The following is a 14,440-nucleotide window of genomic DNA, read 5'->3' on the forward strand; positions in this document are numbered from 1 at the left end:
TCCGAGAGCGTGTTAACCCTTCCCCAGTAGTGCCGTGAGGGCTGGGTGGACGATGAACGTCGATGGCACAGCTATTTTCAACACCCGTTTCCAACGAGTAGATTATGTCCATGCACCATCCCGGACCACCCCGGTTCCTGGCCGTGGGAGAGTCGACCGAACTCGCCCCGCGAAAGCCTGATCCGTCGGGTGCGTACACCTGGCGTATCGAGGCGGCCCCGGACGGAAGTCACGCAGTAGTGGGCGACGACGCCGTCGAGACGTTCGCCCCGGACATCCCCGGACGGTACACTGTCGTCCTCGCAGCACCGGACGGCGAACACGAGCTCACCATCCGGACGTTCCCAGCTAGGATGGCGATCGCCGATGAGACAGCGACCCCCACAAACGGACACAGCGGCGCGAGCGGTAGCAGGAGGAGTGGAAGAACAAGCGGCGCTGAGAGCCGAGCCGATTCGGGCGTCGGCTCCGGGCGCACCCCTCCAGAGCCGGGCAAAGCGCGACCGCGGCTCACACTCGAGGGCGAACAAGACGGTGGAACGGTTGTCTTGCGAGCCCAGCCACAGACCGAACCACACCGCGGCGCGCCACCCGCCAACCTCGACGTCGAATTCTACGTCGACGACCGTGACACACTCGATGACTATTCGGTCGACGGTCGTGTGCTGGAAGTTCCAATTGAGGCACTCGACGACGACGCGCGCGTTCATGCCATCGCGGTCGGCGAGCAGTACAGCGTTCCCGATTCGGTTCGCGTCCACCCGAATGGCGATGTCGATCGCCTCAACGAGCCCCCAGCCTGGAGCAAGGAGATGACACTCTCGGAGATCTACGTCCGGGGATACGTCGACCCCGAGCCCGGCCAATCGATATTCGACGCGATCACCGAGAAACTCGACCACATTCAGGACCTCGGTGTCGACACACTGTGGTTCACGCCCGTCCTCCAGCACGACGGCAATGACCATGGCTACAATATCACAGAGTTCTTCTCGATCGCAGAGGACCTCGGTGGGGAGGACGCATTCCGGGCGTTCATCGCCGAGGCCCACGACCGGGACATGCGCGTACTATTCGACCTCGTCCTCAACCACTCGGCCCGGGACCACGAGTTCTACCAGCGTGCCCTCGCCGGGGACGAGCAGTACCTCGAATGGTACGACTGGGTGGACCAGGAGGCTCGTGAACCTGAGACGTACTTCGACTGGGAGTTGATCGCGAATTTCGACTATACGAACCTCGAAGTCCGTCGACACCTGCTTGATGCCGTCGAGAAATGGGCCGGGATCGTCGACGGCTTTCGGTGTGATATGGCCTGGGCCGTACCCATGCCCTTCTGGCAGGAAATCCGCGAGACGGTCAAAACCATCGACGAAGAGTTCCTGTTGATGGACGAGACGATTCCATACGTCGCGGACTTCCATAACCTCTGTTTCGACGTCCACTTCGACGCCGGATTGTACTTCGATCTGTTGCAGATCGGTCAGGGCAATCAACCGGCCAAACAGCTCTATCACGCCCTGGAGAGTCGCCACCGAATCGGCTTCCCGGATCACGCCGGCTTCCTGACGTACATCGAGAACCACGATGAGGAACGGTACGTTTCGGCAGTTGGCACGCATGCTGTCCAGGCGGCCGCGACAGCGACGTTCACGCTGCCCGGCATGCCGATGCTCTATGCCGGCCAGGAGTTCGGCGAGCGCCAGCGGCGCGGGAAAAGCGACTGGGACCACCGCGACGAGGATTTGCTCGCATTCTATCAGCAACTCAGCGGCACGCGCGAGGAGATCGACGCCCTACGATACGAGGGCGACTTCGAACCGATCGAGGTCGACACAGACTCAGAGCAAGTCGTTGCCTACGCTCGCGAGAACGAGACAACCCGCTACGTCGTCGTTTTGAACTTCGGTCACGAGGTCAAAACAGTCGGACTTCCCGAAGAAACTGTCGAGCCGGTCGACGAACTTAGTGACGAGAACGTAGCCGCGGAGGCCGGTGTTACCGTCGAGGACGCCGTGATCCTGCCAGCAGAGTGAGAGATTTTCGGCCGGCAACGTGGTGGACGTTTCGCACGTCTAATACAGTCGACGCAGGCCACCAGTGCCAGGCGTCGTCTTCAGCAGACAAGATAGAGGAGACAGAAGCAACTCCGAACTCGACACCATTGACAGCCTCCCCGCCCTGAAGGGCGGGGCTTTCTCCTTGTACTTCCGTAATTTCGTCGATCGTTTCACGGGATTGCATCCAGAGAAGGTGATGGTGAAGCGGAGTTCGACGGGACGGAAGTTCTCTCACGAACAAAGAATCCCCAGCGCGTACGGAGTACGCCGATACGACGAGTTACCCTGGCCCGGGTCGGTCGGACCAACCGGGCAGGGCTGCCAAAGGGACTGCACGGCCGTAGCGAGGAAATCGACAAACTCGTGAGTGGGCTCACCGAGCGTGCCGAACCCATCAGGCCCAGACAGCGAGGACAAGTGCAGAAAGACACCGCGCTATCTCCCGAAAGACATGCCCGGAGCTTCCACGCGGGGTGGGTTGAACGGATGTGATTGTCACAAAAGAGAACCGAAGCGACCGATCACAAAGCCGTTCACTTCGTATACGCGTCCAGCAGGTACTCCCGGACCATCCGGCGAGTGTGATAATAGGGGCCGTTGAACGCGATCGTCTGGCGCATCACGTCGATCCACTCCTCGCGATCGTCGTAGTACGTCGGGACGACTTCGTTCTCGAGTTGGTCGTACAGCGCCATCGCGTCCTGGCGGGTCTCTTCTTCGTCGGAAGTCTGGTCTGGGGTACTCTCTTCGGGTTCGGGGCCGATTTTCCAGCCCGTTTCGCCCTCGATATGGCCCTCGACCCACCAGCCATCGAGCGTCCCGAACTGCGGGATGCCGTTGTAGGCAGCCTTCATCCCGGAGGTCCCACAGGCTTCGAGTGGGCGGCGGGGGTTGTTGAGCCAGACATCGACACCCGAGGTGAGCTTTGCGCCCAGTTCCATATCGTAATTCTGGACGTACTCGACATCGACGACACCCTCAAGCTCTTTGGCGTTGGCGACGACATCGCGGATCTTCTGCTCGCCGTTCTCGTCCCCCGGGAACGCCGTCCCGGCGTAGATGACCTGGAAGTCGCCAACGTTCTTGGCGATCTCTCGCAGGCGGTCAGTGTCGTAAAACAGCAGGTCGGCACGCTTGTACGCGGCCGCCCGCCGGGCGAAGCCGATCGTCAGCGTCTCGGGATCGAGATTTGCCCCCTCACGCTCGTTGATGAATTCGATAGTCTCGCGCTTCTGTGCCTGGTGGGCCTCCCAGAGATCCTCGTCGGGAAGCACCGTGGCGTGTTTGAACTTGTAGGGGTTCTCCCGCCACCCCGTGATATGCTCGTCATAGAGGTCACCAAAGGCGTCCCCGATCCAGTAGGGGACGTGAACGCCATTGGTAATCGCATCGATATCAAACTCGGGGAACATGTTCCGCGAGACCTCCTGGTGTTTCTTGGCGACGCTGTTGGCGTAGCCCGAGAGGTGCAGCGCCAACAGTGACATGTTCAGCCCTTGATCGTGACTGTATGCTCGAAGCGGGTCGATGTCGAAAGACGGACCGAGAGCGTCCTCGACCATCGCCCAGTCGAACTGGTCGTGACCGGCCTCGACCGGCGTGTGGGTCGTGAACGCGCTCTTCTCGCGAACCTGCTCCGGGGATAGCCCCCGCCCCTGCAGTAGTTCCGTCGTAAGGAACGCCGCGTGGCCCTCGTTCATGTGGTACGTATCGACCTCGTAACCGAGTTCGTCGAGGATCCGGGTCCCTCCGATCCCGAGAACAAGTTCCTGAGCCAGGGTGACGTCCTCACCGTATCCGGGAGCATAGAGGCGCTGTGTGAACTGGCGGGCTTTTTCGTCGTTGTCGTCGACGTTGGTGTCCAGAAAGATGATCGGGACGACGCCGTCACTCTTCGTCGACTCGACATCGTACCGCCAGGCCGTCACAGTCACGTCTCGGCCGAACACGGAGACGGTCGTCTCGACATCCAGTCGGTCACAATGGTCTTCTACCGGCCAGGGGTCCGGTTCGCTAATCTGTGAGCCATCCGCTTCGAGAGTCTGTCGACAATACCCCTTCTCGTTGAGCTGTGTGACACAAACAGCAGGGACCTCCATGTCGGCCATCGATCGGATCGTGTCGCCAGCGAGGACACCCAGACCGCCGCTGTAGGTGTTGAGAGCATTGTCGATGGCGATCTCCATCGTATAGTAGGCGATTCGTCCATCGAAGTCGGTGGTCGTGTCGGTCGCGGTCATCGTTCCCGGATCTCGATTACCCTCATTTAAAAATCTAATGGAATGTTCGAGTGGGAACGATGACGACAGATAGAAAGCAAACGTACAAAATAGACGAATACAGTGGCTAAAGAACCAAAAAAAGCGTCTTCCGATGTGATATATTCAAACGAATATCGGGATGATTTTATTGAAAATATTTTATTTCTATTTCTTTATAAGCAACTCGCGTCGTGCGGGCGGAGCGTGAACGGATTCCTCACGTCGTGAACAAGCGCACGCCCAAGACGATAGCGAACCCGATCGTCCCGATAACGCCGTAGATGATTGCGACGGCGAACAAGAGTCCAGCCAGCTCGTTGAGTAACGTCTGTTCACCACCTTGTCCGCCGGCGAGGATACTCGTCATAACTGACAAGAGCACGACAGCCAGTTCCAATACGACGAAACCGACGATTGCCGGGTGGTCGTCCCTGAGACCACCAAGCAGCGACTGTGGAGCCACTTTGGCGGCAGAATCTGCGTTCATACGAGTACATTCTCGTCTTCCGTTATAAATATTGTGTCACCAATCGGGGTGAACAAGTGGAGCACAAATTATTTCAACCACGGCTATAAACTATGGGGGTATGCCGGACGGCAATACCGACGCGACGGAGATGAACTGGATGACACGACGCCGGTTGCTGGGTGCCGGTGGTGCGGCGGCAGTCGGCATGTTAGCCGGGTGTGGTGGCGGCGATACGACGACTCAAGAAGACAGCGGTCCGACGGAGACGGAAGGCGAGGGAGCAGACACTGGAGACGAAACCGAGACCACCGAGCAGGGCGATCCGATAGATCCGACCCTCTCGTTTGCCCAGTGGCCCAATCCGAACTCGTCGAACTACAACCCGTACAACACGAAGAACTTCCCGAAGCCCCGTCGGTTCATGTTCGACCGGTTCATGTACTTCAACCTGACGTCGGGAGAGTACGAGGGGTACGCCATCTCGGACTGGGAATGGGATGGCAACTCGATTTCCCTGACCGTCCGGGACGGACTCACGTGGCAGACGGGCCAGTCCGTCACCGCCGACGACCTCCTCGCCCAGCTTGAACTGGACATGTACACCGGTGGGACCCTGAAAAATTACCTCAATGGAGACATTCAGGAGTCCGTACAGAAAATCGACGATACGACGGTCGAACTCCAGTTAAGTGATGTCAACACGTCCATCGCAATGGGCCTGTTGCAGCCAAAGCACATTTACACGCCGTACACCCTCGACGGTGCGTCCTACGAAGGCTTCGGGCGGTTCGTCGAGCGGTATCACGACGCCACGACGGAAGACGAGCGCTCGGCGGTTACCAACGAACTGACCAGCAAGTGGACGATCACGCCCGACGACGAGCCGATCGGCGCCGGCCCATTCCAGTTCGAAGACGCCGACTCACAGCGGACCCTCCTCACGAAGTACGAGGATCACCCGGATGCAGACCAGTTCAACTTCCCGGAGGTCGAGTACCGATACTCACCGTCGAACCAGAAGCGCTGGCAGATGCTCCAAAACGGCGTCACGGACGGGTACGATACCCTGTTCATGCCTGAAAACCAGCTCCAGAAGCTGCCCGACAACGTCGAGGTCGGGACGATCCCGCGACACTACGGAATGGGGCTCATTCCCAACTGGGAGAACAAACACCTCGGCAAGCGAAAGGTGCGCCAGGCGTTCGCCTACGCCATCAATCGCCAACTCGTTGCCCGCAATTCCGGTGGCGGTACCGGGACCAAGGTCGGCGTCAACGTGCCGAGTGGGATCACGAGCCAGCTGGCCGGCGACGTCAAAGAGTGGCTCGGTGACGACTACAGTACCTTCGAGAAATACAGCCACGATCTCGAGAAGGCGGCCCAGCTGATGGAAGAGGCCGGCTACTCGAAATCCGACGGTACGTGGCGCGACAGCGACGGTAACAAGATCTCGATGGATCTGAAAGTGACGTCGTCGTTCTCCGATTGGGTCTCTGCCGACCAAACCATCGTCGCGCAACTGCAGAACTTCGGGATCGACGCCAATTTGCTCACGGAATCGTCCTCGACGTACTGGGGCAAGTCCTACGTCAACAGCGACTTCGATATGGCCTCCCAGTCCTGGACGGACTACGGGCGTCGATACCCGTTCTTCCACCAGAGCTGGATGCTCAACAGCAACGATGCGACGTCCTACTGGAACGTGCCCGAGACCGTCATGGTCCCGCCGTACGGGCAGCCGGACGCCGAACCCCAGGAAGTCAACCCCCTTCCGAAGCTGCAAAAGCTGTCCTCAGCGAGCGGAGACCAGGCCCAGCAACTCGTCAAAGAGCTCGCCTGGACCATCAACCAGTCACTACCGGCGATTCCGATGATGGAGAAACAGGCCCAGACGTTCCTGACGACCGACGACTGGAACGTCCCAGCCAAGGACAGCGACAAGCTCCAGACCTACTGGCCCAACGAGTGGCTCCCGCGACGGGGAGACTGGACGGCCAAGCTCGAATAGACCAGCGACACGCGGGCTGCTGAGCGAGCGGTTGTCCACCACACAACGATAGTCCACTTCCCCGCACGGGGTCGCTCGGTCGGCACGCCGGTGACGACACCATCATAAATACTTCCGTTTCGTCCACAATACACGACGAACAATCATGAATTATGTACTAAAACGAACCGGACGCGCTGTCTTTACCGTCTGGGCCGTCATTACGCTCACATTCGGGTTGATCCGATTGTTACCCGGTGGCCCAATGCAAGCCCTGCGCGGATACCTCATGCAGCAAAATCCGAGCATCACAACATCCGAGTTGCAGGCACGGATTGAGGCGTTGACGGCGATCTCTCCGGACGAACCAATCTGGGTACAGTACGGCAATTATCTTTGGGGGCTCCTCCACGGCGACTTGGGCCAATCCGTCTGGCTCAACAAGCCAGTCTCGACGGTCCTCGCCGAGCGAGCGCCGTGGACGCTGTTCATCATGACAACTGGGTTGTTTCTGATGTTCGTCATCGGAATCGGACTCGGGGCGTTCATGGCCTACCGGGAGGGGAGCAACTTCGACGTCGCGACGACGGGAATCGGGATCCTCCTGCAGTCAGTCCCATTCTACGTCGTTGGCCTGGTGCTGATCGCGTTCGTTGGCTACCAGTGGGAGTTGTTGCCCACCGGCGGTCACTACGCGTCCAGCGTCACACCGGGATTGAATCTCCCATTTGTCTTTAGTTCGATCAAACACGCAACACTCCCGGTCGGCTCACTCGTGTTGACCGGGTTCGGAGGGTGGGCGCTGAACATGCGGGGCAACAGTATCCGTATCCTGGGGGAAGACTACCTCCGGGTCGCGCGGCTCCGGGGGCTCTCGGAGGGGCGTATCGCGCTCCGGTACGTCGGTCGAAACGCGCTTCTGCCGATGTACACGCTGTTGCTCATCTCGATTGGCTACATGTTCGGGGGGTCGGTTATCCTCGAAGAGATCTTCGCGTATCCTGGCCTCGGCCGAAAGCTAATTCAGTCGATCGGGCGGCGTGACTTCCCCGTGATGATGGGCGCGTTCCTCCTCATCACGATCGCAGTGGTGATCGGTGTCTTCATCGCCGATCTGACGTACGGGCTTATCGACCCGCGAGCTAGCGGAGGTGCTGAACGTGAGTCGTACTGACGTAGATTCGGAGTATGCATTCGAAGTAACGGCCGAAGAAACACTGTCCCGGCGCGACCGGATCCGCCACCGCGTCGACCAGTTCCTCCTCGCCCCAGCCCGGATCCTCTGGACTGACTGGCGGGCACGCATCGGGCTGGTCATCATCGGGCTGTTCCTCTTCCTCTCATTGATCGGTCCGAGCCTTGTCGAGCGACCGGAGCCGCTCGGACCGCTCCTGGCACCACCGTGGCCGTGGGGAACTCTCGAATACCCGCTCGGGACGACCTATCTTGGCCAAAGCATACTGTCACAGCTCGTCCACGGCGCGCCAAACATGCTGAAGATGATTCTTTCCGGCGCCCTGTTCACCGTCATCGTCGCGACGGTGATCGGGACGACGGCCGGATACAAGGGCGGGACTGTCGATGGCGTCCTAATGACGATCTCGGATATCGCCATGACGATTCCCGGCCTGCCGCTGGTTATTATCCTCGCGGCATCGCTGCCGATCGCCGGGAATCCGTACCTCATCGGCATTCTGCTGTCGATCAACGCGTGGGCGGGACTGGCCCGTTCGCTGCGATCGCAGGTGCTGACGCTCAGGGAGTCTGAGTACGTCGAGGCATCCCGGATCATGGACATCTCGCTGACGCGCATCCTCGGAATCGACATCATTCCGAACCTGATGCCGTATATCGCAATGAATTTCGTCCAGCAGGCCCGCTGGGTGATCTTCAACTCCGTCGCATTGTACTTCCTCGGCGTGTTGCCCTACAGCAGCACGAACTGGGGTGTGATGATGAACTCCGCATACCAGAAGGCCGGTGCTGTCACGTCACTCGAGGCGTTCCACTGGCTCGCAGTGCCGATGTTCGCGGTCGTTCTCGTCGCACTTGGCCTGACGCTGCTCGCGCAGTCGGCAGATAGGTTATTCAACCCGCGCGTGCGTGCGCGCCACGCCGAGACAGTGACAGGCGAAAACGGACCCGAAGATGAAGAAGAGAGTGAACCGACAACCTCCGTAGGAGCGGTTTCATAATGGCAACGAACGATTCTATCGACACGATGACGCAGGCGGAACCGATCGGCGGTCACGCGGACGATATCATGACCGTCCGAGATTTGGTCGTCTCCTACGAGACGGGCGAAGGCAAGGCAAACGTCGTCAACGGCGTCGACATCGATATCCACCGGGGAGAGATCCTCGGCATCGTTGGCGAAAGCGGCAGTGGTAAGTCGATGTTCGCCTCGGCACTGCTCGACGCCGTCGAGAAGCCCGGACAGGTCTCGGGAGACATCACCTATCAGCCAGAGGGAGGTGAGGCGGTCGATGTCCTCAATATTCCGACCGCACAGCTGAAGTCGCTTCGTTGGGAGGAAATATCGATGGTCTTCCAGGGAGCACTCAGTTCGTTCAACCCGACGATGACGATCAAGGGCCACTTCGATGAGACGCTCAGAGCCCACGACGTCGATCAGGACGAAGGCATCGAACGGGCTAGGGAACTGCTCTCTGACCTGTATCTCGATCCGGACCGAGTGTTAGATTCGTATCCGCACGAACTCAGCGGCGGCATGTCCCAGCGAGCACTGATCGCGCTGAGTATCGTCCTCGAACCATCGGTGCTGGTCATGGACGAACCGACCGGTGCCCTAGATCTGTTGATGCAGCGCTCGATCTTGAGCCTGATCGACGACGTCCAGGAGAAATACAATCTCTCGATCGTGTTTATCACCCACGACCTGCCGCTGGTCGCAGGGTTGGCCGACAGGCTAGCCGTCCTGTACGCCTTCGAGATCGTCGAACTGGGGCCATCAGACGAGATTATCACAGAGCCGGGCCACCCCTACACCAGATCGCTATTGAAGGCCGTTCCGAATCTCGACGCACCACTGGACACAATGCAACCGATCGAAGGATCGGCGCCGCATCCTTCGAACATTCCGGCGGGTTGTACGTACGCCGATCGCTGTTCGCTCGCGACCGAGGAGTGTCTGGAGGAACATCCCCCGTTCCACGACGTCGGGACGGACAACGTCGGGGAAGCGTCGACGGACGCGGACCACTTCGCAGCGTGTTATCACTGGGAGCGGGCCAGAGCGGAGATGCCACTCGAAATCGATGCCGACGCCCACGAGGGCACCGTCGATCGCGACCGGCGCCCGACGGCCGACGACGAGACAGTCGTCACGCTCGATGACGTCGAAGTCCACTTCGAGAAAAGCCAGAACATCCTCGATCTCTTCGAAGAGCCGGACATCGTCCGGGCAGTCGACGGCGTCTCCCTGGAAATTCCGGAAAACGACGTGGTCGCCCTGGTCGGAGAGAGTGGCTGTGGCAAAACGACGCTTGGCAAAACGGGAATCGCCGCCCAGCGACCGACAGGCGGGACAGTCTCGTATCGCAGCCAGGACATCTGGGCAACGAAAGACGATGGGATCGGCGATATCGCCTACGAGGAGATCCGCAAATCCCTCCAGATCATCCACCAGGATCCGGGCGGGGCCTTGAACCCCAACCGGACGGTAATGGCATCCCTGGCCGCGCCGCTGAAACGGTGGCAACCGGACTTAGAGAGCGAAGACCGCCAGGCACGCGTACTGGGAATGCTCGAACGGTGTGGACTTGAACCGGCAGCTGACTACGCCAATCGGTATCCCCACCAACTCTCGGGTGGCGAGCAACAGCGGGTCGCACTGATCCGAGCACTGTTGATGAACCCCGATATGATCCTGGCCGATGAGGCCGTCTCGGCGCTTGACGTCTCCCTGCGCGTCGAGATGATGAACCTCATGTTGGAGCTCCAAGAGCAGTTCAACACGTCGTATCTGTTCATCTCTCATAACCTCTCGAATGCCCGCTATCTCGCCGAGAAATCCGACGGCCGGCTTGGCATCATGTACCTCGGCGAGATCGTCGAAATCGGTCCTGCAGGGGAAGTGCTCTCGGATCCGAAACACCCCTACACGAAGGTCCTGAAGTGGGCAACTGCCTCAGTCGAACCCGACCAGGAAGTTTCGGAGCCACCGATTCGATCGATCGACATTCCCGATCCGGTGAACCCGCCGACTGGCTGTCGGTTCCACACGCGGTGTCCTGAAGCGCGAGAGGTCTGCAAGCACGAGTCTCCGACGCTCGGCGGCGACGTCGAAGGGGGACGAGTCCATTCCGCAAGTTGCTTCCGGGACGACGAAGATCACGAGTACTGGGACAGTGAACCGCTCACCGACGAAGACGAAATGGCCTCCATCGACGAAACAGTATAACGCCCACATTCGCCTGTCATGAGCCAATCGAAACAGCGATCACAAATCATCGAGCAACTCGAACGGCTCGACCTCTCTGATAAGGAGATTGAGACGTATCTGGAGATACTTGATCTGGGAAAGGGGACCGCAAGCGAGATCGCCGACAACGCCGACATCTCGAGGCGATACGTCTACAGTCTCGTCGAAGAACTCGAAGACCACGGCTTCGTGAAGGTCCACGACTACACCGAGCCCCGGATCATCGAAAGTCGACCGCCACTGGAAGTGATCGACGAGATCGTCGGCGATCTCGAAGCAGTTGGCGATCTCCTCTCGCGACGGTACGACGAAAACCCTGACGAGATGATTACCTTCGACGTGATCAAATCCCGCCAGACGGCTCTCAAACAGCTTCGGGGAATGATCGGAGACGCTGAAGAAGAACTGTTCCTCGTTGCCCCGAAGTCCACCTTCGACGAACTGCGACCGGCGCTCTCGGAGGCGATCGATCGGGACGTATCGATCTACCTGCTGAAAACAGCCGGAAACCGGCAGGACCTCATCGAGAATACCGAACAGTACGAAGGCGCTGCGACGGTCGTCCGACACTGGGGAGAGCCGACGCCGTTCGTCCTGGCGCGGGACAACCGGGCTGGCATGATCGGCGATCACGACCTCATCGCCGGGTCACGGCCTGAAGCGGACAGTATCTCAGTCGTCGAGCGGCGCCTGACGACCGCTTTGTTCGGGTCGTACGTGAGTGGGTTCTGGCAGATGGGCGAAGAGATATATCTGGCTCCGCCACGGGACCTGCCGCTCACCTATCACCAAATCCGACCGGCAGCCATCCAGGCGATACTACACGTTGCCAGAGATCAACCTATCAAGGCCACGGCTACTGCCGTGCCGCTGAACGGGAATCGAAAACGAAAGATTACGGGCGACGTCGTCGAGGTCATCCAGGGTCTCGTTGCCCCCACGACGAACGATTTCCCCCTCGAATACGGCCTCAAACTACAGATCGGGGCGGATGAGGTCAGAGTGGGCGGCGAAGGGGCATTCCTCGAGGACTATCGAGCGCTTGATATTACCCTGCACGAATGACGGACTAAGTGCCAGCAATGAGTATGAACACGCTATGGTCGTTCCTGTTGACGATGGATCTCATCCTAATGACGATGCTCGTGCTCGTGTTCCCAGTACTAGAACCTGGCACGGCCGTCCACGCCATCGCAATCGTGACCGGCATCCTACAGCTCATCATTCTGGCCGGTATCGTGCTCATTCTCCGTCTCGATTGGGTGCCCTTTTCCGGGTCTGAAGAGTAACGGACAACCCGACACCAGTCAGTTCGTTGACTGGTTATGACGCGCGTAGTGCAAAAAAAAAACACCGTCACGTCGCTTTGCGACTCACGAGTTGTTCGTCGCAAAAGTGCTCCGGGAGACGAGTACCGCCCGTCTCCCGTGCCCTCGTTCGCTCGCATGCGCTCGCTCTCGAGGACTCCGGCAGGGATTTGAACTCGCTCAGAAATGCTCGCTTCGCTGCGCCTTGCTGATCTGCTCAAACCCTGGGTCGCATTCGTCGCTCGCGAGATTGCGAGCGACAGAAGTGCTCCGGCAGGGATTTGAACCCGATGCCAGACGTTCCTGCTCGTTCGCTTCGCTCACTGTGCAGGCATGCGACTGCCGTGGTTCAAATCCCTCATGCCGCATTTGCGACTCACGAGTTGTTCGTCGCAAAAGTGCTCCGGCAGGGATTTGAACCCTGGTCCTTGCCGTGAGAGGGCAAGATGATTGGCCGGACTACACCACCAGAGCGCACTCACAAATTGCGAAGAGACAGGTTTAACGGTTCCGCTTTCACTCGATTACGCGAGTGTCTCACAGGGCCATGCTCACTCTTCGTTGTCGTCAACATCTTCGAACGGCGACCGGGCTGCGTCAGGTTCGGATCCCGGCAGACTGATGATGTTCTCCCGCCCGACCCGGAGTTTGGTGATCTCGTCGTCGTCTTCCATGTCCGAGAGGAGCATGCTCACCTTGGACTTCGACCACTCGGTAGCGTCGACAATATCGGTCTGTCGCATCCGTCCGCCATGGTCCTCGAGGAGTTGGGCAACCCGGTCGGGGTCACTGAGCAGTTCGGCGTCATCGACACTCGGTTCGGGAGCCGAGGTAGAGTCGGCCACAGTGCCAGCCGAATCTTCAGGGCCGCCAGTCCCAGTGGTCGGGCTGCCTGACTCCTCCGGCTCGAAGACGCCAGTCAGCCAGGCCGAAGCCCCGATCCCGAGGGCGATAAGACCCAATGCCGCCAGAACCAACAGGAGACCGAAATCGGGACTCGTGGCACCGGCCGCGGTCGTCGACGGCGATTGACCAACGGTCGTCAGGGAGGGTGTCGCCGTCGGTGTCGGTCCTGTCCCGCCTGGCTCCGTCCCGCCGGCTTGGTGCGTTGTCGTCGCCGTTGGCGTGACGAGCGCACTGACCGGTTGGAAGGCGACAGACGGATGCTGATCGGTGAACGTTTGCTCGCCAACCCAAGTGACGGAGTCGCTCTGTGGGATCGTCAGCCCGGAGATGTTCGTCGGCGATGGTTCGACCCGGTCGAACGCCAGCTCGGGCCCAGCGACGAATCGCAGTCGCTGATCGGACTGAATGGCAAGGCCGCCCTGGAAGACGTCACTGACGAGGACGCCCTCGCCCTGGCGCTGGCCGAAGTTCGTCCACGTGAACGACATCTCGACGACGCCACGGTTCCCCAGTGGCGTCACGTAGGCGTCACGGCTGAAATTCGTCGCGTTCATCGAGCGCCCAGTGACGTTCGTGCCGGTCGCTGCCAGCGCTGCTGCCTGGTCGACAAACCCCGTATACAGATCCGTCTCATTGTCCCTGAAGTTCGCCGCAAACGCCTCGAAGTTGGCCCGTTCGGTCTCGTTGTCGCCGAACACGCGCGCATACTGGAAAGTCCAACGAGCAGCGGTCGTCTCTGAAACCTCGATGCGGAACAAGGTCTGATCGAAGTCGGCGGCCCCGACTGCCAGGAGTGTCGCCTCACGATCGGCAGCTACTACGGCAGGCGACTGGGAATCAGGGACTGAATTGTCCAGCTGGTCGCCGGACTGCGACGCTATTGGGATGGGACCGTTCGCAGCCGCGATCGGGGCTCCAACGAGCCCGACGATCACCAGGAGGAACCCGACCGCAGCAACCCGTCGGGACATCTGTTTGAGTAATCCCTGCGCCAGCATATAAGCGC

At 59.7% G+C, this 14,440-nt stretch carries 11 protein-coding genes and 1 tRNA gene; 7 read left to right on the top strand and 5 right to left on the bottom strand.

Features of this window, described 5'->3' with window-relative positions; translation table 11 throughout:
* Positions 1 to 110: 110 nt before the first annotated feature.
* Positions 111 to 2,036 carry an alpha-amylase family glycosyl hydrolase gene (locus tag HZR20_RS07780; RefSeq protein ID WP_181686015.1) on the top strand — a complete coding sequence of 642 codons (1,926 nt, stop codon included), beginning with the start codon at positions 111 to 113 and terminating at the stop codon, positions 2,034 to 2,036.
* A gap of 255 nt (positions 2,037 to 2,291) precedes the next feature.
* Here the strand turns inward: HZR20_RS07780 and HZR20_RS07785 are convergent, their stop codons facing one another.
* From HZR20_RS07785 to HZR20_RS07795, 3 genes are all read right to left on the bottom strand, one after another.
* Complete coding sequence (locus HZR20_RS07785) at positions 2,292 to 2,477, bottom strand: 4-alpha-glucanotransferase (RefSeq protein WP_258560387.1); 186 nt, start codon at positions 2,475 to 2,477, stop codon at positions 2,292 to 2,294.
* A 116-nt stretch (positions 2,478 to 2,593) separates the two neighbouring features.
* Positions 2,594 to 4,300, bottom strand: a complete 1,707-nt coding sequence (glgP, locus tag HZR20_RS07790; protein WP_181686016.1) for an alpha-glucan family phosphorylase — start codon at positions 4,298 to 4,300, stop codon at positions 2,594 to 2,596.
* Positions 4,301 to 4,538: 238 nt separating this feature from the next.
* A complete protein-coding gene (locus tag HZR20_RS07795) occupies positions 4,539 to 4,808 on the bottom strand; it encodes a hypothetical protein (protein WP_181686017.1) in 270 nt (89 codons plus the stop codon).
* Positions 4,809 to 4,908: 100 nt separating this feature from the next.
* Between HZR20_RS07795 and HZR20_RS07800 the strand changes: the two genes are divergently transcribed.
* From HZR20_RS07800 to HZR20_RS07825, 6 genes are all read left to right on the top strand, one after another.
* Positions 4,909 to 6,798 carry an ABC transporter substrate-binding protein gene (locus tag HZR20_RS07800; RefSeq protein ID WP_181686018.1) on the top strand — a complete coding sequence of 630 codons (1,890 nt, stop codon included), beginning with the start codon at positions 4,909 to 4,911 and terminating at the stop codon, positions 6,796 to 6,798.
* A gap of 145 nt (positions 6,799 to 6,943) precedes the next feature.
* The gene (locus HZR20_RS07805) at positions 6,944 to 7,951 is read left to right on the top strand and encodes an ABC transporter permease (RefSeq protein ID WP_181686019.1); all 1,008 of its coding nucleotides are present in this window, start codon (positions 6,944 to 6,946) and stop codon (positions 7,949 to 7,951) included.
* Entirely contained in the window at positions 7,938 to 8,972 is a 1,035-nt protein-coding gene (locus tag HZR20_RS07810) for an ABC transporter permease (protein WP_309484910.1), read from the top strand. Before HZR20_RS07805 ends, HZR20_RS07810 begins: the two co-directional genes overlap by 14 nt.
* Positions 8,972 to 11,200 carry an ABC transporter ATP-binding protein gene (locus HZR20_RS07815; RefSeq protein ID WP_181686021.1) on the top strand — a complete coding sequence of 743 codons (2,229 nt, stop codon included), beginning with the start codon at positions 8,972 to 8,974 and terminating at the stop codon, positions 11,198 to 11,200. Before HZR20_RS07810 ends, HZR20_RS07815 begins: the two co-directional genes overlap by 1 nt.
* Before the next feature lie 18 nt (positions 11,201 to 11,218).
* The gene (locus HZR20_RS07820) at positions 11,219 to 12,286 is read left to right on the top strand and encodes a TrmB family transcriptional regulator sugar-binding domain-containing protein (protein WP_181686022.1); all 1,068 of its coding nucleotides are present in this window, start codon (positions 11,219 to 11,221) and stop codon (positions 12,284 to 12,286) included.
* Between the two features lie 17 nt (positions 12,287 to 12,303).
* Entirely contained in the window at positions 12,304 to 12,510 is a 207-nt protein-coding gene (locus tag HZR20_RS07825; RefSeq protein ID WP_181686023.1) for a hypothetical protein, read from the top strand.
* A gap of 417 nt (positions 12,511 to 12,927) precedes the next feature.
* Here HZR20_RS07825 and HZR20_RS07830 read toward each other — a convergent pair.
* Both HZR20_RS07830 and HZR20_RS07835 read right to left on the bottom strand, forming a co-directional pair.
* Positions 12,928 to 13,002: transfer RNA gene (locus HZR20_RS07830), tRNA-Glu, on the bottom strand.
* A 77-nt stretch (positions 13,003 to 13,079) separates the two neighbouring features.
* The gene (locus HZR20_RS07835) at positions 13,080 to 14,405 is read right to left on the bottom strand and encodes a helix-turn-helix transcriptional regulator (protein WP_181686024.1); all 1,326 of its coding nucleotides are present in this window, start codon (positions 14,403 to 14,405) and stop codon (positions 13,080 to 13,082) included.
* Positions 14,406 to 14,440 lie beyond the last annotated feature (35 nt).

It is taken from the genome of Halorhabdus salina (genome assembly GCF_013839425.1).
Lineage (GTDB): Archaea > Halobacteriota > Halobacteria > Halobacteriales > Haloarculaceae > Halorhabdus > Halorhabdus salina.

What these genes read in the sequence shown, in the direction of transcription:
- HZR20_RS07780 (WP_181686015.1), top strand. Translation starts at nt 111, where the DNA reads ATGCACCATCCCGGACCACCCCGGTTCCTGGCCGTGGGAGAGTCGACC.
- glgP (WP_181686016.1), bottom strand. Translation starts at nt 4,300, where the DNA reads ATGACCGCGACCGACACGACCACCGACTTCGATGGACGAATCGCCTAC.
- HZR20_RS07795 (WP_181686017.1), bottom strand. Translation starts at nt 4,808, where the DNA reads ATGAACGCAGATTCTGCCGCCAAAGTGGCTCCACAGTCGCTGCTTGGT.
- HZR20_RS07800 (WP_181686018.1), top strand. Translation starts at nt 4,909, where the DNA reads ATGCCGGACGGCAATACCGACGCGACGGAGATGAACTGGATGACACGA.
- HZR20_RS07805 (WP_181686019.1), top strand. Translation starts at nt 6,944, where the DNA reads ATGAATTATGTACTAAAACGAACCGGACGCGCTGTCTTTACCGTCTGG.
- HZR20_RS07815 (WP_181686021.1), top strand. Translation starts at nt 8,972, where the DNA reads ATGGCAACGAACGATTCTATCGACACGATGACGCAGGCGGAACCGATC.
- HZR20_RS07820 (WP_181686022.1), top strand. Translation starts at nt 11,219, where the DNA reads ATGAGCCAATCGAAACAGCGATCACAAATCATCGAGCAACTCGAACGG.
- HZR20_RS07825 (WP_181686023.1), top strand. Translation starts at nt 12,304, where the DNA reads ATGAGTATGAACACGCTATGGTCGTTCCTGTTGACGATGGATCTCATC.
- HZR20_RS07835 (WP_181686024.1), bottom strand. Translation starts at nt 14,405, where the DNA reads ATGTCCCGACGGGTTGCTGCGGTCGGGTTCCTCCTGGTGATCGTCGGG.